Annotated in this window: 19 protein-coding genes and 3 pseudogenes; 9 read left to right on the plus strand and 13 right to left on the minus strand. The window is 60.0% G+C overall.

Annotation, left to right across the window (positions count from 1 at the left end):
• Nucleotides 1-28: 28 nt before the first annotated feature.
• Complete coding sequence (locus P0D89_RS19060) at nt 29-649, minus strand: arsenate-mycothiol transferase ArsC (protein ID WP_408376981.1); 621 nt, start codon at nt 647-649, stop codon at nt 29-31.
• A 503-nt stretch (nt 650-1152) separates the two neighbouring features.
• Between P0D89_RS19060 and P0D89_RS19065 the strand changes: the two genes are divergently transcribed.
• Complete coding sequence (locus tag P0D89_RS19065; RefSeq protein ID WP_408376982.1) at nt 1153-1821, plus strand: gamma-glutamylcyclotransferase; 669 nt, start codon at nt 1153-1155, stop codon at nt 1819-1821.
• 4 nt (nt 1822-1825) lie between these two features.
• On the opposite strand, the gene P0D89_RS19070 is transcribed toward P0D89_RS19065, so the two are convergent.
• Both P0D89_RS19070 and P0D89_RS19075 read right to left on the minus strand, forming a co-directional pair.
• Nucleotides 1826-2545 carry a J domain-containing protein gene (locus P0D89_RS19070; RefSeq protein ID WP_408362582.1) on the minus strand — a complete coding sequence of 240 codons (720 nt, stop codon included), beginning with the start codon at nt 2543-2545 and terminating at the stop codon, nt 1826-1828.
• Nucleotides 2546-2971: 426 nt separating this feature from the next.
• A complete protein-coding gene (locus tag P0D89_RS19075; RefSeq protein WP_408362561.1) occupies nt 2972-3343 on the minus strand; it encodes a DUF6697 family protein in 372 nt (123 codons plus the stop codon).
• 897 nt (nt 3344-4240) lie between these two features.
• Here P0D89_RS19075 and P0D89_RS19080 point away from each other — a divergent pair.
• A pseudogene (locus P0D89_RS19080) lies at nt 4241-4484 on the plus strand (amino acid transporter); the annotation flags it as partial.
• Between the two features lies 1 nt (nt 4485).
• On the opposite strand, the gene P0D89_RS19085 reads toward P0D89_RS19080, so the two are convergent.
• From P0D89_RS19085 to P0D89_RS19100, 4 genes and pseudogenes are all read right to left on the minus strand, one after another.
• A complete protein-coding gene (locus tag P0D89_RS19085) occupies nt 4486-4902 on the minus strand; it encodes a universal stress protein (protein WP_408362562.1) in 417 nt (138 codons plus the stop codon).
• A gap of 121 nt (nt 4903-5023) precedes the next feature.
• Nucleotides 5024-5350: a hypothetical protein gene (locus P0D89_RS19090; protein WP_408362563.1), complete on the minus strand. Its 327-nt coding sequence runs from the start codon at nt 5348-5350 to the stop codon at nt 5024-5026.
• Nucleotides 5351-5706: 356 nt separating this feature from the next.
• Nucleotides 5707-5825 (minus strand): annotated as a pseudogene (locus tag P0D89_RS19095) (winged helix-turn-helix domain-containing protein); the annotation flags it as partial.
• Nucleotides 5826-5861: 36 nt separating this feature from the next.
• Complete coding sequence (locus P0D89_RS19100; protein ID WP_408362584.1) at nt 5862-6272, minus strand: hypothetical protein; 411 nt, start codon at nt 6270-6272, stop codon at nt 5862-5864.
• A 568-nt stretch (nt 6273-6840) separates the two neighbouring features.
• Between P0D89_RS19100 and P0D89_RS19105 the strand changes: the two genes are divergently transcribed.
• Nucleotides 6841-7440, plus strand: a complete 600-nt coding sequence (locus tag P0D89_RS19105) for a lytic transglycosylase domain-containing protein (protein ID WP_408362564.1) — start codon at nt 6841-6843, stop codon at nt 7438-7440.
• A 39-nt stretch (nt 7441-7479) separates the two neighbouring features.
• Here the strand turns inward: P0D89_RS19105 and P0D89_RS19110 are convergent.
• Nucleotides 7480-7809: pseudogene (locus P0D89_RS19110) on the minus strand (amino acid transporter); the annotation flags it as partial.
• A gap of 164 nt (nt 7810-7973) precedes the next feature.
• Between P0D89_RS19110 and P0D89_RS19115 the strand changes: the two are divergent.
• The 6 genes from P0D89_RS19115 to kdpE all read left to right on the plus strand — a co-directional run bounded on the left by P0D89_RS19115 (nt 7974) and on the right by kdpE (nt 13534).
• The gene (locus tag P0D89_RS19115; RefSeq protein WP_408362565.1) at nt 7974-8078 is read left to right on the plus strand and encodes a potassium ABC transporter ATPase; all 105 of its coding nucleotides are present in this window, start codon (nt 7974-7976) and stop codon (nt 8076-8078) included.
• Nucleotides 8075-8170: a K(+)-transporting ATPase subunit F gene (gene kdpF / locus P0D89_RS19120; RefSeq protein ID WP_007733375.1), complete on the plus strand. Its 96-nt coding sequence runs from the start codon at nt 8075-8077 to the stop codon at nt 8168-8170. Before P0D89_RS19115 ends, kdpF begins: the two co-directional genes overlap by 4 nt.
• Nucleotides 8167-9975 carry a potassium-transporting ATPase subunit KdpA gene (gene kdpA, locus P0D89_RS19125; protein WP_408362566.1) on the plus strand — a complete coding sequence of 603 codons (1809 nt, stop codon included), beginning with the start codon at nt 8167-8169 and terminating at the stop codon, nt 9973-9975. Before kdpF ends, kdpA begins: the two co-directional genes overlap by 4 nt.
• Before the next feature lie 13 nt (nt 9976-9988).
• Nucleotides 9989-12145 carry a potassium-transporting ATPase subunit KdpB gene (gene kdpB / locus P0D89_RS19130; protein ID WP_408376983.1) on the plus strand — a complete coding sequence of 719 codons (2157 nt, stop codon included), beginning with the start codon at nt 9989-9991 and terminating at the stop codon, nt 12143-12145.
• A gap of 17 nt (nt 12146-12162) precedes the next feature.
• The gene (gene kdpC, locus P0D89_RS19135; RefSeq protein WP_408362568.1) at nt 12163-12744 is read left to right on the plus strand and encodes a potassium-transporting ATPase subunit KdpC; all 582 of its coding nucleotides are present in this window, start codon (nt 12163-12165) and stop codon (nt 12742-12744) included.
• Nucleotides 12745-12817: 73 nt separating this feature from the next.
• Nucleotides 12818-13534 carry a two-component system response regulator KdpE gene (gene kdpE / locus P0D89_RS19140; RefSeq protein ID WP_408362569.1) on the plus strand — a complete coding sequence of 239 codons (717 nt, stop codon included), beginning with the start codon at nt 12818-12820 and terminating at the stop codon, nt 13532-13534.
• A 602-nt stretch (nt 13535-14136) separates the two neighbouring features.
• Here the strand turns inward: kdpE and P0D89_RS19145 are convergent.
• The 5 genes from P0D89_RS19145 to P0D89_RS19165 all read right to left on the minus strand — a co-directional run bounded on the left by P0D89_RS19145 (nt 14137) and on the right by P0D89_RS19165 (nt 19514).
• Nucleotides 14137-15717: a cation:proton antiporter gene (locus P0D89_RS19145; RefSeq protein WP_408362570.1), complete on the minus strand. Its 1581-nt coding sequence runs from the start codon at nt 15715-15717 to the stop codon at nt 14137-14139.
• Nucleotides 15718-15812: 95 nt separating this feature from the next.
• Nucleotides 15813-17249: an alginate export family protein gene (locus tag P0D89_RS19150; RefSeq protein WP_408362571.1), complete on the minus strand. Its 1437-nt coding sequence runs from the start codon at nt 17247-17249 to the stop codon at nt 15813-15815.
• 160 nt (nt 17250-17409) lie between these two features.
• The gene (locus tag P0D89_RS19155) at nt 17410-18102 is read right to left on the minus strand and encodes a YoaK family protein (protein WP_408362572.1); all 693 of its coding nucleotides are present in this window, start codon (nt 18100-18102) and stop codon (nt 17410-17412) included.
• Between the two features lie 74 nt (nt 18103-18176).
• Nucleotides 18177-19094 (minus strand): glyoxalase, encoded by a 918-nt coding sequence (locus P0D89_RS19160; RefSeq protein WP_408362573.1) that lies wholly within the window; start codon nt 19092-19094, stop codon nt 18177-18179.
• Nucleotides 19095-19118: 24 nt separating this feature from the next.
• Nucleotides 19119-19514: a DoxX family protein gene (locus P0D89_RS19165; RefSeq protein ID WP_408362583.1), complete on the minus strand. Its 396-nt coding sequence runs from the start codon at nt 19512-19514 to the stop codon at nt 19119-19121.
• Nucleotides 19515-19545: the final 31 nt, after the last annotated feature.

Below are 19545 nucleotides of genomic sequence, written 5' to 3' on the forward strand. Positions count from 1 at the left end.
TGTCAGCCTACGCAACGGCTTGCGACAGTCACGCGTCGCACGTGGTGGCCCGGTCTTCCGGTGAGGCGCTAGTCGCGCTGACCGTTACGGTACCCAATGAATCTTCGACCGAATGGTTCGCGAGGGCGCCGTCGCCGCGGGGCGCATCGCCAGCGGGCAAGGCCGTGGAAACCTTGTTACGGGCACAACGGCCGTGCCCCGGCGGCGTGTCGAATTGCGGCAACGCGATAAGCGCGCTGACCTGTCGCACGATCTGCCAGAACATTTTTTCGAACAGCCGCACGCGCTCGTCGTCCGGCACGCCGTCCACGAGCGGATCGGCGACGCTCCAGGCGAGCAACGACGGCGCGCCCGGAAACGCGGGCGCATGATGTTCGTCGACGGATTCGTCCAGTGCGATGACGAGGTCCATTCGCGGCGCCCATTCGCCGGTGAATTCCAGCCAGCTTTTCGGGCTCAATATGTCGCGCGTCGATATGCCCGAGCGCAATTGCGCGACCGCGAGCGGATGAACCCGCGCGGCCGGCTCAGGCCCCGCGCTGAACGCTTCGAACCGGTGTCCCGCCAGTTCGCGCAGCAAAGCTTCGGCAATGACGCCGCACGCTGAATTGTCGCGGCAAAGAAACAGCACTTTGTATTTTGTGGTCACGCTTACCCCGTACCCGTGTTTTCTTTTTTTTGCTTCTGGGTGCCATTCTGCCAACCCAGTCTTGCGCCCCCGTGACACTACGATGTCTTAATTACTTGCGCCACGGGAATTTGCACCAGGTGGATTTCAATTCACGGGCACGTAACGCTGCAAACCGCATTTGCCGCGAACTGTGTCAGCGCGACGAATGTGCTTACATTATGCTGTCGGTCACAGGCGAGGCGGCAAGCACGCGTGCGTGCAACCAGGGCCGCAAGCACGCTAAACGCACCGGTGCCCGGGGCTAAGGAGCGTGCGTGTCGTGACTGAGCGGCCTGAAACGCGGTAATCGCCGTGTCATGACCCCCTTCGCCGCAAACGAATCGCAGCCGGGCACGCACCGATTGGCGCAGATCAGGCGACGCATTGTTTCGCGCAGACCGATTTATTCCACCCCCTCTCGCGTTCATACTTCAACCAGTTTTTTACGTCGGCGTGCGACGCCCTCCATCACGGACCCCTAGATGCTGAACAGAAACGCCATCAGTTCCGGCGCGTACCTCGAAAGTTTTGATTCGCTGCCGAGAGAGATGCTGTGGACTCAGGCGCAGATCGATGCGTCGCTCGCGCAGACCATGCAGCAGCATCCACAAGAAGGAGGCGACGTCTGGGTCTTCGCCTACGGCTCGTTGATGTGGAATCCGATTTCGGACTTCGACAGCCGCCGCATCGCGACGCTGCACGGCTGGCATCGCAGCTTCTGCATCCGGATGATCGCCGGGCGCGGCACGCCGCAGCAGCCGGGACGCATGCTCTCGCTCGAACCGGGCGGCAGCACGCAAGGTGTTGCGCTACGCCTGTGCGGCGCGACGCTCGAAGAAGAACTGCGGATTCTCTGGATTCGCGAAATGGTGACGGGCGCTTATCGTCCGACCTGGGCGCCGGTCACGCTCGACGACGGCACCGAAGTCCGCGCAATCGCCTTCGTCGCCGAGCCCGGCGACTCGCAATATGAAGGCGACGCACGCGCCGCCGCGATCGCGCCGTCGATGGCCGTCGCCACCGGCCTCTTCGGCACGAACGCGGAGTACGTGTTCAAGCTGCAAAGCGCGTTGGCGGACTGCGGCATGAACGACCCCTATATCGACGAGCTTGCGTGCGAACTGACGCGGATCAGCGGCCAGCCCGCGTGATCCGTCAAAAACGCAGGCTGTTCAGAAACTGAAACCACAAGCCGCCGAGCGCGCCGGCGGGATGCGCGTCGGCGGTGGGTTCGTCCTGCTCTGCGCGATTCGCGTGATTGGCATGCTTCGCGCGATTGGCGGGCGCGTCGCGAGTGGCGGCATTCTTCACTGTGGCCGCATCGGCCTGGGGCTGTATATCGGTATCTTTGGCGGCATCGGCGGCTTCGGCATCGGCCGAAGAACGGCTTGCATCGCCAGCCACCCCAGACTTCGCCGCTTCGCGCCGCGACGCCTGCAGCGCCGCCACGCTGTCCGCGATCTGCGCGGCGCGCCGCGGCTCGCATTGCCGCCCGAGCAGCACGCCGAACAGCACATCGCGATTGTGGCCTTCGTCGGCGAAACGGATCGCGACCGACACCATCTCCGCATACGCCGCTTCGTCGGCCGCGCGTGCCGCCGCCGCGCGCTGCGCCTGCGCGTGCTGCTGGCGCTCGCGCTGCGCTTCCCAATGGCGCATCTGCTCCGCGTAGACCGCGTCGTACACCTTGCGCTGCCCGGCGTCGGAGAGGATCGCGTACGCGTCCTTGATCTCCTGGAACGCGGCGCGCGCGGCGTCCTCAGCGCCGTGATTGCGGTCCGGATGCCACTTCATCGCGGCCTTGCGGTAGGCTCGCTTGATTTCTTCGTCGGTGGCGTGCGCGTGCACGCCGAGCGTGTCATATAGGGTCGTCATTGCCTGCCAGATCTCGCTGGGAATCATCGCGGACCATCGTAGCATGCGAAAAGCGGCTTTCTCCTAAAGCGGCCCGCACCGGGCCGCTGCAACAAGGGTACAGCGATCATTCAACCCATGGTGTCGGCAAGCAAGTCATCGGTGCCTCTACGTGGCCATTTGCGCAGCAGCGTTATTGCCCTTCCGGGAACGCCCGCTTCAGAAAAAAATGTCCAACGCTCACTTGCAACCCACAGGGTCCCCTGAACCTTGCTATGGCGCACGGATGTTGTTCCGCCGGGGTCGGCCTTTTGCATCGAAGCCGAGTCACTGATTGCGACGCTCGGCTTCTGAGTCGCGCGAATGGAAGCCGCCGGTGCGTACGAGATAGCATTAGTGCGATCGACGCTTCATCTCGATGGACAGCCTCCGATACGTTTGCGCGACCTAGCAGTGACTCATCTTGATTACGCGTGAAACCTGACCAACCGTGAACCCGCTCTTGTGAGCATATGGCGCACAATCGAGAGGCGCGGTCAGTGACTCGCTGACAGCGAACTGACCAACGTAGCGAAACAAGTCCGTCTCGAGCTTGATGAAAACGGGGATAGCCCCGTCCTGCCTTGCGAGCGTCTTCCCGGCGGCACGCGCTGCAGCACTGCCGTCGCAGATAATGACGTCAGGCGCTTGCGGGTTGAGATCGGGCCGCAGGCAGGCAGCGACGACCTTGCCATTTTTGGTCGGCAGAAAAGCTTGTTTACTTCCGCCGCAGACAGTGTGGATGTATTCGCGAGTATAGTTTTTGTTAATTTCAAACATGACAGACCTCTCCGTAAAATGCATAACGCAAAGTTGAAGCCAACTCAAATTGACACTATGGATACCTAACTTGTAAATGAACTAAAAAGCGGTGGTATTGGTTTCTTCCAGCAGCGCGGGCACAGGAACACCAATGCAACAGCGGCGGGGCTTTATTCCGCTCGATCATTCAGCGCGCCTAAGGCCCTCAGTACGGCGTCTCCTTCCCTCGTAATCGCAAATCTGAATTCGCCGATTTCCGATTCAACTAGCTCGGCAAGTCCAGCCCTTTGAAGCGCCACCACGTCCGGAGTCTCCATCCTCACCTCGATTGGCGCGTGACTTAACAGGACAAGCGCTGCCATCTCATGCGCACTCAGGCAGGGCGCGGCTTTGGATGCGCGACTACGTTCAAACGTTTTCATCGGCAATTTCTTTACCAAAGTTTGAAGCGCGCGCACTAGTTAAGGCGCAGGGCCGCATCGATCGCGTAGCAGGCGCACGCGCGCATCGCAAGCTGATGCTCGCGAGCCGATGCCATCAGGACACAGGTGAACCCTGCATCCCGATGGCGCTAAAAAAGAGGTGCACGGAGAAGGTTACTGCGACGCACACCGTCTGCCTGCTGGCAAGACGGCGGCTGAGAGAAATGGCACGCGGACGTCCTGCCGGTCAGGCAGTGAGATTATTTGTTGGTCGACGACATCGGCCATTCATGGCATTCGTTCCCTGATGGAGGTTCCGATTATTCTAGAGATCCTAAGCTCGGCGGCAAGTAAAAAGGTAGTAAAGAGGGAATCACGCGTAGTCCCTGGCATTGTCGACGGAGGTTCCTTGTGGCCCAGCGCGCGCGAATTGCGACTCTTTCCAAATTGATTCGACTTCGCCACATCCGGAATTTCTGGGGGCGGACATTCGTCGCACTGCCGCCGGCACGGAATCGCCGCCGACATTCGGCACCGACCCTGTCGAAGAGTTCCTCAAGCTGGCCGAAGTCACGATGAAGGAATTCCCGAACAGCGTCTGCTTCGCCAGCAAACTGATTTTCAAACAGGTGAATATCCTGACCAGGTGGCTGCACAATCACACGCCGCTGGAAATCCAGGCGCGCCTGCATCAGCAGGGCAAACAGATGGTACTGCTGCCGATGAACGTTGGATGATTCAGTGAACCATCGTCACCGGGGTCAACGTGCGCCGCGACAGCAGCGCGAGCATGGCTAGCCTGCGGAAGAATCCCATATGACTGGCGTCGATCACGATCACGTCGGCCTGCCTGGTCGCCGCATAGTCGGCAATCGCTTTCGTGCGATAGCCGAAGACCCGTTTCCAGTGGTACGGCACGCCGGCTTCGTCGAGAATGGTGCGGACGTCGATCAAGGCCTTTAGCATGGCCCGCTTCTCCCGGCGCAGCAGTGCGCTCCGGTTGTGGAATGCTGCCGCTCGCCCCTGATCGACAGGCCTGAGTACTTCCAGCAATTCGACTTCGGTAATGCCGCGCTCCAGAAACATGAACGCCGCGTAGCGCGCCGCTTCTATCGCGCCGCCGTGGTCGAGAACAGGGATTAGCATTCGTATCATCGAAAACTCCAGCCGGGAATTCTATATTCTGAGCGTAGCCAATGCGGCGTTAACGTTGCGTAAAGATCTCCACGGTGGTTTGCGACGTGCAGCCAGATTCCACGGCAGCGCAAGGCTGCGCTCACGATGCCTGGATCGCAGCGGGATTCAGCTCGATATGCAAAATCACCAGCCATCGCTTCGGGCAATTCTCGGCGATCTGCAGAACCTGCTTCCTGTCGCCGCCAATCTTCACGAAACCCTTTCCACGTGCGGAACCGAACGCGCGCCGCGCATCGGACAGCAGCCACAGTGTCAGCAGGCCGGATGTCACGCAACTAAAAAGCCAGCTCACTTCTGGAGGCAGCGCGGCATCGAGTTGCTGCGCGACATACGTAAAAATAGTCGTGAGAACATTATTGGTGACGAAGGCGATGGCGACAACCTTGCACATCCCTCTGAACATCATGGCGGGTCTTGAGGGGAGCATGGGATGTCAAAGCCCTGGAATGCGGCGAGCTTCAACCCTGGCCAGATTCAATGCCTGCGCGGAGCTACGCATCGACCGGCCGCAGCTGGACCCTGTCACCCGCTGAATCTGATTGTCGTGGTGCGTCGTCACGCGCAGCGCGCCTTTGAACAATTTGCCCCGAGCGGGAAATACGCATGCCGCCATAGTTGCGTTTCCCTTCGCTTGTTTGAATCCCACACCACCTCCCGAAAATGACAGTCTCTTTTGGCGGGAACGCCTGCCTTGAACTCTACGGACAACGCCGTAAAGGCAGGGAAACGATTGCCGTCGGGGATATAAAAATCCTGTGAAAATCACCGTACGCCGACCAGCAGATAGCCCACTCCGGATTCGGTGACGACATGTTCAGGATGCGCCGGATCACGTTCGAGCTTCGGCGCAGATGCCCCATGTAGATTCGCAGGCGGTGGTGTAGCAATCCCTTCGTGTTCTCATTAGTGCCGCGTTATCAAGGGCTCAGTGGCTCGCAAAAATAGATTCGAAGCGCCATGTCGACTTGCAGCTTTGAGTGTTTGGCCATCTCTGCCCCCTGGTCCCAGGTCAGAGATTTGCGTAACTGCGGCAGCCAGTTTTTCGTCGAAGTGGCAATCTCATTTCCAATTTCAGCGGCACCGTGTCCGGCCAATGCAGGTCCATTCTTCATTCTCGCAATTCCGTATTCCTTCATGCGGGAAGATGCAGCAACACGGTAAAGCGGGTTGTGCGCTCCACAAGGGTCCCAATCGCAGCGTTTCCCAGTCCAGGAATCAGATTGCCTTCCGCATACCGCCAGGATCTGATTGAATGCGAACGCATCGGCAACCACCTTGCTTTTTCCTCTCAGCAGCATCGCTGGTTTGAAGCGCCATCTGCTTTTCATGCTCTTCCGAATGACAGTCTATCGGGCTATCCGGCAAGGGGTGCGTCAAAAGTTGCATTGCAGTCGCCGCGCGTGCCTTCAGGCCAGCCGCCCTTCACGAAAAAAAGGCGAATGGAAGCGTCGCCGCCACATAAACCGCAATGCCTGTTGCTGGCAGTCCCACGGCAATGACCAGTGCGGCGACAAAGCTACCCGCGACCGCCCATGCTGCCAGAGATCGTCGCTGACTTTGCCGTCTGGCAATATCAGCACGATGTCTCTGGTTGTGCCCGTTATCTTGTTCTGCGACAGTGTATTGACGAACATCTGGACCAGACATAGTGGTGACTTGTTGATTGACTGCCGGATTCTGGCACTCGACAGATATCGGTCGCGTAAATAAGGGGGATCGAGGCAAAAAATATTTGTATATGAGCCTCATGTCCGAAGTCTTTATAGACGGTTTACGCCGTGCCCGCATATCTTTGCGGAAAGCACTATACCGGACCCGCTAGAGTTCCATGCACCCGGACAGGAAGCAAACGATATGCATGGGAATGCCACAGCGAATGGAATGCAGAAAGCAAAAATGCTCCCGGCATCTGGCCTGAAGCCAGTCCTGGTTGCGATCGTGTTTTTGCTTGCCCATCCGACGCAGACCGCCCATGCACAATCGACGATCGCCGAATCATTCGTCGAAGGCGACGCGATCGACGGAGCCGCTATACCGGCGTTGAGCGATATCGTCACAGTGTTACGCGAGCAGTTTCGTGTTGCTCGGGCAGATTCAATCAGGATCGCCCAGGCCGTGCTGACTGAGGCAAATCACTATGCAGTGTCGCCCGTTCTGTTGCTCGCGGTCATGTCGGTCGAATCGAGTTTCGATCGACATGCAATCAGCGGCGTTGGTGCAAGAGGACTGATGCAGATCTTGCCGGCGGCGCATCCGCAGTTGACTGCGAATGTCGGCGACTTGTCCGATCCGGAGATCAACGTGCGAATCGGATCCGCTATTTTGCGTAGCTACCTCGATGCGACAGGCGGCGACCTCGACGCCGCATTGTTCCGCTACAGCGGCGGAGGCCGTGGATACGCGCGCCGGGTTGCATTGCAGATGCGCAGCTTCGACGCGCGTTTCCATTCCGCGAATGACAGGCTAGCCGGAACCGCGTTCGACAACGCTCACTGACAAAATCGTGACGCACACAATCCTATAAGCCGGCATTGATCCGACATTCATCGGCAAGAGCACCATCTGTCTGCCTTGGCAGGTGCAAACGCATCTGCATCTCGACCGGCGTCTGATTGTGCAGCCACGCGGTCAGGAAATTCACCCGCCTGAGAATCAGTCTGCTGACAAAACACCTGCTGTTTGTCGACTCGTCCACCCTGGTTTCGGCGAACTTCACGAACTCGCCGATCGGACGCGGGCCAAGGGCAATGATGCCACGTAGTATTCGAGCGGCGACGATATCGTTTGCCGGAACCACTCAAGATGCTCCGCCCCTTCGTAGCTCTGCGCATCGACTTCGCCTACGGCAAGGAAAATCACGTTCTTGCGTCATCTTTCCGGGGGCGGTGGAATGACGCATATCGCATTACGCGGTCTCCACGTGATCGGCATTTACGTGCTTTTTACGAATGCACGCTCGAACTTTCCGCGGCGTTTACGCCATGTTTCCTAGGCTTCATCTTGGGAAGGTCCGTTACGGGAGGCACGCCATGGATCTGCTTTATCTCATTGCTATCGCCGCATTCGGTGGCCTGATTGCGGCGCTTGCGATTGGCTGCGACAAGCTCCGCCGTGCTCCCGGAGGCCGCCCATGACTGCCTGGATGGTCTGGCTTGCCGCAGCTTCGACGCTCGTGCTGTTTGCCTACCTCGTGTATGCCTTGCTGCGCGCGGAGGATCTCGAATGAGCTTCAACAACCTGTTCCAGCTCGCTCTCTATATCGTCGTACTGATCGCGCTGGCGATCCCGCTCGGCCGTTACATGACTGCGGTGCTCGATGGTTCGTCCGTCGTCGTGCGGCGCGTTGGGCGACCGATCGAGGCTGTGTTTTACAAGCTGGCTGGTGTCGATCCGCAAGCCGAAATGTCGTGGACGCATTACGCGCTTGCCGTGATTGTCTTCAACGCGCTGGGCGTGCTCGCAGTGTACGGGTTCATGCGTTTGCAACAGTGGCTGCCCGTCAACCCGCAAAGTTTCGGTCCAATGACACCCGACGCCGCATTCAACACGGCGGTCAGCTTTGTGACCAACACGAACTGGCAAGACTACTCTCCCGAGGCCACCGCGAGCTATCTCTCCCAGATGGCAGCCCTCACCGTGCAGAACTTCCTGTCGGCGGCGACAGGCATTGCCGTCGTCGTGGCGCTCATCCGCGGCTTCGCGCGCCATACCACGAAAACCATCGGTAACTTCTGGGTTGACCTGACACGGATCACGCTGTACATCCTCGCTCCTCTCGCGACGGTCATCGCGTTGCTGTTAGTCGGCCAGGGCGCAATCCAGAATTTCAACGCGTACAAGGACGTCGCCACGCTGCAGGTCACGACCTACCAGACACCGAAGATGGATGCCCAGGGCAATCCGTTGAAGGATGCGAAAGGCAATCCCGTGATGGTCGACAACAAGGCCGACAAGCAGACCATAGCAATGGGGCCCACTGCATCGCAGGAAGCCATCAAGATGCTCGGCACAAACGGCGGTGGCTTCTTCAACGCCAATTCCGCGCATCCGTACGAAAACCCGACGCCGTTCGCGAACTTCGTGCAGATGATCGCGATGCTCGTCATTCCGGCGGCGTTGTGCCTCGTATTCGGCCGCATGGTGGGCGACCAGCGCCAGGGGTACGCCGTGCTCGCCGCGATGACGATTGCATTTGCGGCAGCCTGCTGGGTGGAGATTTCCGCGGAACAGGCAGGCAATCCGCTATTTGCTTCGCTGCATGTGGATCAAACAGCGTCCACGTTGCAGGCGGGCGGCAACATGGAAGGCAAGGAAACGCGGTTCGGCATCGCGCAGTCGGGAATCTTCACGGTCGCGACGACCGCGGCCTCGTGCGGCGCGGTGAACAACATGCACGATTCGCTGACGCCGATAGGCGGCATGGTTCCGCTGCTGCTGATCGAGCTTGGTGAAGTGATCTTCGGCGGCGTCGGCTCGGGCCTGTACGGGATGCTCGTGTTTGCGCTGCTCGCCGTGTTCGTCGCGGGCCTGATGATCGGCCGTACGCCTGAGTATGTCGGCAAGAAGATCGAATCGTATGAGATGAAGATGGTGTCGATTGCTGTGCTGCTCACGCCATTGCTTGTGCTGGTGGGGGCGTCGGTCGGCGTGCTGAGTTCCGCGGGCACGGCGGGCATCGCGAATCCGGGGCCGCACGGATTCTCGGAGATTCTCTATGCGTACAGCTCGGCCGCGAACAACAACGGCAGTGCATTTGCGGGCCTGTCCGTCAATACGCCGTTCTACAACGTGACGCTGGCGATCGCCATGTGGTTCGGCCGCTTCGGCTCGATCATTCCCGTTCTCGCCATTGCCGGTTCACTGGCCGCCAAGAAACGTCTCGCGGTTACCGCGGGCACTTTACCGACGCACGGTCCGCTATTCGTCGTGCTGCTCCTTGGTACGGTTGTACTGGTCGGCGCGCTGACCTATGTGCCGGCGCTGGCGCTCGGTCCCGTCGTCGAGCATCTGACGATGATCTCGGGTCACTGATTTCGAGGAAAGCATGACTACCCGTACCCAACCGCCTGTTCACCAACCGGACAATATTGGTCAGGCGCGCACGGCCGCGCGCTCGATGTTCGATCCGGTCATTATCAAGCCGGCGCTCGTCGATTCATTCAGGAAACTCGCCCCTCGCACACAATTGCGCAACCCGGTGATGTTCTGCGTGTACGTCGGCAGCATCCTGACGACCATTCTGTGGATCGCCGCGCTCGGCGGCCAGGCCGAGGCGCCCGCGGGCTTCATCCTCGCGATTGCGCTGTGGCTGTGGTTCACGGTACTGTTCGCGAACTTCGCCGAAGCGCTGGCCGAAGGGCGCTCGAAGGCGCAGGCCGCATCGCTGCGCAGCGCGAAGCACAACGTGATGGCCAAGAAGCTCAACGAGCCGCATCCGAAGGCGCCGATCCACATCGTCACGTCGACCGATCTGCGCAAGGGAGACGTCGTGCTGGTCGAGACGGGCGACGTGATTCCGGCCGACGGCGAGGTCATCGAGGGCGTCGCGTCGGTCGACGAGTCGGCGATCACGGGTGAATCCGCGCCGGTGATCCGCGAATCGGGCGGCGACTTTTCGTCCGTCACAGGTGGCACGCGCGTGCTGTCGGACTGGATCGTGGTGCGCGTCAGCGTCAATCCCGGCGAGGCGTTTCTCGACAGGATGATCGCGATGGTGGAAGGGGCGAAGCGGCAGAAAACGCCGAACGAAATCGCACTGACGATCCTGCTGGTCGCGTTGACACTGGTGCTGCTGTTCGCGACCGCCACGTTGCTGCCGTTCTCGATGTTCGCCGTCGAGGCGGTCAAGACTGGCCACGTCGTGACGATCACCGCCCTTGTGGCGCTGCTCGTGTGCCTGATTCCGACGACGATCGGCGGCCTGCTGTCCGCGATCGGCGTGGCTGGGATGAGCCGCATGATGCAGGCGAACGTGATCGCGACATCCGGCCGCGCAGTCGAAGCGGCTGGCGACGTCGACGTGCTACTGCTCGACAAGACCGGCACGATCACGCTCGGCAATCGTCAGGCATCCAGCTTCCTGCCCGGGCCGTGGACTTCTGAGCAGGACCTTGCGGACGCCGCGCAGCTTTCATCGCTTGCCGACGAAACGCCGGAAGGCCGCAGCATCGTTGTGCTAGCGAAACAGCGCTTCAACCTCCGTGAACGCGAAATGGGCGCCTTGCACGCGACGTTTCTCGCATTCAGCGCACAGTCGCGCATGAGCGGCGTCGACCTGTCCCCCACGGGGACTTCCTCCGGGGCGCCAGGCCGCGAGATCCGCAAGGGCGCCGCCGACTCGGTCAAGCAGTACGTCGAAGCACATGGTGGGCGTTTTCCGGCCGAACTGGACAACATCGTGACGGATGTCGCGCGGCGCGGCAGCACGCCGCTCGTGGTGGCGGACAAGCAAGGCGATGTGGCGCGCGCGCTCGGCGTGATCGAACTGAAGGACATCGTCAAGGGCGGCATCAAGGAACGTTTCGCCGAACTGCGCAAGATGGGCATCAAGACCATCATGATCACGGGCGACAACCGGCTGACTGCTGCGGCGATCGCAGCGGAGGCCGGCGTCGACGACTTCCTCGCCGAAGCGACGCCGGAAGCGAAGCTCACGATGATCCGGACGCATCAGGGCGAAGGGCGCCTTGTGGCGATGACGGGCGACGGCACCAACGATGCCCCCGCCCTCGCCCAGGCCGATGTCGCGGTCGCGATGAACTCCGGCACTCAGGCGGCCAAGGAAGCTGGCAACATGGTCGACCTGGATTCGAATCCGACCAAGCTCATCGAGATCGTCGAGATCGGCAAGCAGATGCTGATGACACGCGGGTCGCTGACGACGTTCTCGATCGCCAACGACGTTGCGAAGTACTTCGCGATCATCCCCGCAGCGTTCGCGACGACCTATCCGCAACTGCGTGTGCTAGACGTCATGCACCTGAGCTCGCCGTCATCGGCGATCCTCTCGGCGGTCATCTTCAACGCGCTCATCATCGTGGCGCTGATCCCCCTTGCGCTCAAGGGTGTGAAGTATCGCCCGCTTGGGGCCGCCTCGCTGCTGCGCCGTAACCTGCTGATCTACGGGCTGGGCGGCATTCTGCTGCCGTTCCCGTTCATCAAGCTGATCGACATGGTTCTCACCGGTTTCGGCTGGATTTGATCAACAGAGCAACCATCATGAAAAACCTGATTCGTCCCGTGCTCGTGCTGTTCGTTTTGATGACCGTGTTGACAGGAGTGGTCTATCCGCTCGTGGTGACGGCAGTTGGCCATGCGGCATTTGCTCGCCCGGCGGGCGGCAGCCTGATCGAGCACAACGGCAAGATGGTCGGTTCGGAGTTAATCGGCCAGCAGTTTGATGCGCCCTATTATTTCTGGGGGCGGCTATCGGCTACTACGCCGATGCCGTACAACGCCCAAGGCTCGAGTGGCTCGAACCTCGGTCCGACCAACCCCGCACTCGCCGACGAAGTGAAAGGCCGCATCGATGCACTCAAGGCTGCAGGCACCGACATGTCGCAGCCCGTGCCCGTCGACCTGGTCACCTCGTCGGGCAGCGGTCTCGATCCTGAGATCAGCCCGGCAGCAGCGGCCTATCAGGCGGCACGCGTTGCGAAAGCCCGCGGTTTGACGGTGGACCAGATCAACGGACTGATTGCCCGCTATACCTCCGGCCGGCAGTTCGGCATTTTTGGCGAAGCGCGTGTGAACGTACTGAAGCTGAATCTCGCACTCGACGACCTCAAGCCGATGCAATGACAATTGCGCTGCCGGCGCACGACACGGCTGCAAACAGGCGGTGCTGGATGCGGGCCGTCAACGCGAAAAAAACATGAGCGAGCCGACGACTACAATTGTTCTGATCGAAGACGACAGACACATCCGCCGTTTCGTACACGCCTCCCTGGAAGCGGATGGAATGACGGTCTGCGAGGCTGAAACGGGCGCGCAAGGGCTGGCCCAGGCCACGACACGGCGGCCTGATCTCGTCATCGTCGATCTCGGCTTGCCGGATATGGACGGTATTGAGGTGATCCGGGAACTGCGTAAATGGTCCGCTGTGCCGGTGATCGTCCTGTCGGCACGCAGTCGGGAGGAGCATAAAGTCGCGGCGCTCGACGCCGGCGCGGATGACTACCTGACCAAGCCATTCGGTATGCCAGAACTCACTGCACGCATTCGTGCACATCTGCGGCGCCAAACTCGCAGCGGCAGGCTGGAGTCAACGAGAGTGTATTTCGGCTCTGTCACGATCGATCTCGCCGAGCGGACGGTGATGCGCGACGGCCAGACCGTCCATCTCAGCCCGATCGAATACCGGCTACTGTCGGCGCTCGTATCCCGTGCAGGATGGGTTATGACTCATCGCCAACTACTTCAGGAGGTGTGGGGTCCAACACGCACCACCAACGACCATTATTTGCGAGTCTACATGGGACATCTGCGGCAGAAACTTGAGGACGATCCGGCGCAGCCCGAGCACATTATCACGGAGACGGGTATCGGCTACCGTCTTGTCGGTGTGAGTGATCATCAGGGTCAGCAGTAACCGGCATGTCGCTAACCTGCTTTGCATAGGTGCCAGCCACCCATTCCCGCGGTCCTCGCCGGGCGCGGTGCAAACAAGTCGCTAGTGGCACAACTCACCATGCGTACCCTGCAACCGCTCCGCTCGCATATAAACCCGACTGCCTAAAACGCCAAAAAGAGTTCTTCCCTGTCTAAGAGAGCTTCCTCTCTCAAATCAAGAAAGAAGAAACTCCTTATCAGGGGACATGCCCCAGCTTGGTGAAAGAAGAATGTCTAAGGGCAAGCGCATCCTGGAACCTGGATAAAAGGCTGGCGGTCTTGCGGTCTTCTGCAGTCGCAAGCGAAATGCCACCGAAAGCACCGGTGTAGGGTATCTTTCGGCTCGCGTCAATCATGAGCCTATGCGGGCGCTTACTCGTGCCCGCGGGTCGTTGGCAACGGGCGAATCCGCTCGCAGACCAGGTCGACATCCGGGGGCGCCACACCGATATTGGGATCCGAGCCCGCATCCGTGCCGTCGAAGGCGAGCCGCGAGCAAGCTCCGCGTCGTCGTCCGGTTTCGTTGCTTGCGGTAACACTGGTAGTAGCAGTTGCACGGGCTGTGCGCGTGGCACGCTCCAGTCAGGGTTCCAGGAGGCGCAAGAGCCTCAGCTCTTCGAAGTCAAGTTCGGCTTCTATCCGATGCAGGACCGCATCATCGATGCGCCCTGCCTCCTTGAGCTTCAACAGTTCCCGGCGCGACACGCTCACCATTTCGAGTTCCAGGCGTAGTTGTCGCGCTCTGACATTGACCTGCTCGGCTCCTTCGCGATGGGCCCGGTCATTATTGCTTACCCGAACCTTGTATTCGTCCATGAGCCGCTCGAGCGCAACATCCTCGGCCTCCTCGCTGGCGGCCTCTCGCGCTTCCAGCTCCTGCAGCGCCGCATTGAATGTTTTTGACCTCGCCTCCAGCTCAGACATCGTCTGCCGCCTCACCGGACGAATTCGAACGAGGCGAATCAAAAGCGATAACGTCCCGCCCTGGATGACCAGGGTGGAAATGATGAGCGCGAAGGAGCTGAAGACAATCAGGTCGCGCGCGGGAAAATCGTTGGGTAACGCAAGTGCGGCCACCAGGCTGACCACTCCGCGCATACCCGCCCACGCGAGAATCACAGACTCGCGGAGCGACCAGGCCCGAACCACCTTCGTCTTCTTGAACAGTTGCCCCGGAATGTACATCGCGACGCCGACCCATACCAGTCTCGCAACGAAGGTAGCGATGATGGTCGGTATGGCCATATTCAGGCCAGCGACCAGCAACAAATCTTGCTGCTGCATGCGGACCACGATGCCGCGCAGTGCGAGGCCGATAAGGATGAACACCAGAGAGTCAAGAATGAACTCGACTGCTTCCCATGTGGCCTTCGCCTTCAGACGCATGCTGGCGCCGAAAATCCGATGCTGGCAAATCCCCAATATTAGTCCGCACGTCACAACCGAGAGGACACCAGAGCCGCCCATTTCCTCAGCTATGGCGTAGCTTGCCCACGCCATGATGAATGTCACCGTGATGCCGATAGCGACATCCTCAATCCTGGCTATCAACCAGGTCATCACCGTGCCACTCAGAGCTCCTACGGCGACTCCAATGGCTGTGAGCGCGAGAAAGAGATTGCCGCCTTTTGCCAGCGTAATGTTGGCCGTCGATGCGGACAGAATGGCTATCTGATAAAGCAGGAGGCCCGACGCGTCGTTAACCAGGCTTTCACCCTCGAGCGTGGTCACCAACCTGCCGGGCAGCGGATTACGTTGAAGTATCGCCTTCGCAGCGACTGCGTCAGGCGGCGAGACAATAGCGCCCAATGCGAAGCAAGCGCTCCACGGCAACGAAGGGTTAACAGCGTGCACGACGGCCGCGACGACGACCGTGGTGAACATCACGGCCCCCAATGCCAGGGAAATGATGGGGCCGACCTCTCTTTGAAAGTCGTCCCACGCCGTATAAAACGCACTCGACATCAGGAGCGGCGGAAGGACCGCTGCAAGCACAAGACCGGGGTCGATTTCGGGCGAATGCCCGCCAAACAGGGCTGCGCAACACCCGCCGACAAGGAGCGCGAGCGCGGGCGGAAATGCCGCTCGGTTCGCGAGCCAGGTCAGCACGCACGCACCCGCCATCAGCATTAGCAGGTAGTGGAAAAACTGGACGTTATCCATGAGCTATTCCGAGAGCACGAGCGCCGCTTGGACAGGCATCTTGATGCTTCTCTTTCTTCCGTATGATACGGCGCCCGAGGCTCGCCCGTGCGACGCTACCAGCCAAACTTCAGCTCCAGCCCAACATAGTCGGCGTTGCTCCCGCCCAGTTCGCGAACAGAATCTCCGACCTGGAAATGAACGGCCTCAACGGCTGCAATCAGGTTGGTCGCCACGGTCCAGTCAGCACGTATCTGTGCATAGGCGCCGGTCCATCGCGTGCCGTGGCCAGCGGTACCCGGGACGACAGCACTTCCCTGCTGATAAATGGCGTCGTTCGTGCTCATCCGCCATTGGAATCCAACGGCGAATAACAAGGCCAGCTTGCTGGACGGCTTGAGTGTAATCGAGGGCTTCACATGGATGAGGTTGGCATACCCGGTGTAGCCCGCCAACGTGAAGTAATAACCGTTCGGGAAAAGCGGATTGAAGGTCTCGACGCGGCTGTCGTTCAACTGACGGTCACCGGATGCCGCATCAACCTGCACACCGAACCGCGGCTTCCAGGGAGAATCGAGCGTGTAGCCGAACAGCGAGCCAACCGCCCATGCAGCAATCGGCTTGTCGCCGACGTGGCCCGTTTGATACATCGACTCCACGTCCCAATCCGTTGCAGCGATTTTCCCCGTATATCGCAGGTCGAACACGTTGCGATGCTCTTCGCCTTGCGCATCAAGGAACTTCGCACCGGCACGGGTGTAAAACGAATAGTATCCAGACAGGTCTCCAGGCCCAACGCCCTGCCGTTCGAAACGCACGCCGCTGAAGGTCAAATTGCGATTCGACGTGTCGTCGAATACCGTGACGTCGCGGTACTGAACGGGCTGGGTCAGATAACCGATGAAGCGCCATTTCTGGTACTCGTAATCGGCCCAGATAGCGTCGTACGCCTGCCGTACGTTCGGACCGTCCCGAACCGAAATGAACCGCTGAAGGTCGAATGCCATTTCCTGACGGCCGACGCGGACTTTCAACGTTCCGGGCCCAAGCGGACTGACCCACGCAACAAATGCCTGTTCCAGATCGAGCGGATTCTTGTCAACAGGGGTCACCATATCCTTGCCGAACGGCCTGGCATCTTCGAGTTGCGCAAAGAACTGAAGGTACGGGCCAATACGCGCATCGGCACTGACCTGCGCGCGCTGGATCACGTAGGTATCCGGCTGTCCCGAGCCGATGCCGAATAGAGGCGCATTGTTGATCTCGAGGCGCTCGCGCAGATTGGCCCCGAGCGACAGATACGAATATGGGTCACCTCCGAGCGGGATATATTTCAGGCTGTCCAGTGGCTTGCGCGGTACACAGGGATTCTTGAGAACGGACCAATCTTCTTGCCAGCGATTGAACATCACGACCGGCCGCTTGGCGTCACACGTTTCAGTCGGCGTGCCGGACTGCTGAGAGGATTGCCCCTCGTTATCCGCCCGTGCCTCTTCACAGAAACCGAGCGCAAGCCCAGCAACGGCAATCCCTATATATGCCGCGAGTTGCATCCCACCTGGCCTCCCGCCCCGTCACACATTGTTCTTCCGGCCTCCATGGAGTGGAGCCCTCCGCCACCGCATACCCCACGCACTCTTCAGATGCCATCAAGGCACCGTCGATGCCCCCTCTCTGTAGCACGACCAGCGAGTGCGCGCGCAGGAGAAGGTATCAAGAGGCAAGCTTACCTACCGCGTTCCGGTGCATCCACGCGTGCATTGCCAGCCAGGCGAGCCCGATTACCGGCAACAGTAGAGCCCAGAAGCCAAAGTGTCTGTAAGCCAGAGCACCGGCGACGGCGCCGAGCCCGAACGCTGCGATTGCTGGAAGCATTTTGGCGACTCGCGTTCGTGCAGCAGTCTTTGTGTCCGCTGCAACGCGCGACGAACACAGGTCAAGCGCGTCGAGAATGACCTGCGTCACGTTCCCGGTCATGACTGTGTTCGGCACACCGGGCCGGGCAACAAGACGGCTGTGGGCGTTCTGGACACCCATCGCGGTCGCGCCAATCATCCCACACACGACCACTGCCCAATTTTCCGGGTTGAACCCGGGTCCGAGCCTGACACCTGCAAAGCAGAACGCCAGAAGCAGAAGCGCCTGCACGGCGTAGAGCATGCACGCGCCGCGCATCGGCGTCTCGGGGTTTGCGCCGCGAATGATGAAGCTGCTCAGCGCGACGCCGAGGATAAAAGCAGGAAACGCCATCAATTTAAGGAAGACGCCCTGCCCATACCCTGCGACACCACCACCAATGAGCACGAAGTTCCCCGTCACGTGCGCGGTGAACAGGCCGAACAGCGCGAAAAAGCTGAGAGTGTCGACATAACCAGCAGTCGCAGAGAGCAAACTATCGTCATTCATTGCTCACCTTATGGAGAAGCGTTAGCGAGGTTTGGCCTCTCGCATATCGACGCTCTTTTTGTCGTGACGCTGTCCTATTTCGCAGCCGCGTGAATTTCCGCAATGTATCCACCCGGGAACTGGACGATTGCCGATTCTCTCCGGTCCGACGTGAAAGGCTGCACGAGAACCGAAACACCAGCGGCCTGAGCCTTCTTCAAGGTGTCATCGAAGTCCTTCACTTCATACCCGGTCATCTCGCGCCCGTATGGGTACGGCAGATGTCCATCGGTCACAAAGACGGTCATGTTCCCGAATCCCGACGTCAGTCGAACGCGCCGGAAGGTATCGTTCGCCCGACCGATTTCAACGCCGGGCGCGCTGTGATTGTCGGAAACCACCTTCCCGTGCGAGAACGCGACCCAGTTCTTGACGAGTGCGTTCGCACGTCCCGGCGAGACATACACCCGGTTCTCCGGAACGGTCTCGAGCGCCTCGTAGTTCGGAGCCTGCGTGTGCCAGTAGAGCTGCATGTGCACGCCGCCCGGCCACGAGATGACTGCATCGCGCCCAATCGGGTCCGGGAACGTATCGACCACGACATCGGCACCGTGAGCCTTCGCCGACTTCATCGCGCCGTCCATGTCCGTGACCAGGTAGCCGGTACGCTCGTCACCAAAAGGATACGGAATCGGCGTCTTGAAGCCGAACACCGAAATAGTTCCTACTGGCGTGAAGACCAGTTGAGACATCGTCTGGCTCGGTGTCGGCGTCACCTGGAAGACGCCTTGCTGCGATTTGTGGCCGCCAAACGTGGCGACGACGCTGTCCGTGAACTTGTCGAAGTCCTCAGGTGCCACATACACGTGAGTGGTGTCGTATTGTGGCCCGACCGAGAAAACCGCCGACTGCGGCGTCCCAATGTTTGCCTTTCCGAAAGAAGTCGACGGGGCAGCCGCAACGAGGCCAAAAGCAAGGGCAACGGCGACACCGAGGGATTGAAGGTTGCGCATGATAGTGAGTTTCCTGTCTTTCTTTTAGACGCGAGAGCGTCGCTCACCGCTGGCCACATAGGTGACCATCACGAAGGCGGCAACAAGCCCGAGGTGTTCGAAGAAACTGTTCAACGCAACGAAGCGCGCCACTCCTTCCAGACGCCAGAAGTCGTTCGCCACGAGCATCGCCACTCCCGTCAACCCAGCCAGCGTTCCCGCTCCGAGCCACGTGAACCTGTTGAAGATGACGCACAGGGAGCCGGCGATCTCCACGAAAATCGCCAGGGTGGCCCAAAGCCACCCTGGATGGAGACCGAAGTGCACCTGCTCGGCGACCGCGGCGTCGAAATGCATCAGCTTGGCGACACCGCCAATGAGGTACGCTGAGACAAGACAGATGCGGACCAATGGCATCACCCAGGGTTGACGCAGCAGCATCGCTACCCAGGATGGACTGTCCGCCACTGGC

The organism is Paraburkholderia sp. RL18-085-BIA-A (assembly GCF_046027075.1).
Taxonomy (GTDB): Bacteria; Pseudomonadota; Gammaproteobacteria; order Burkholderiales; family Burkholderiaceae; genus Paraburkholderia.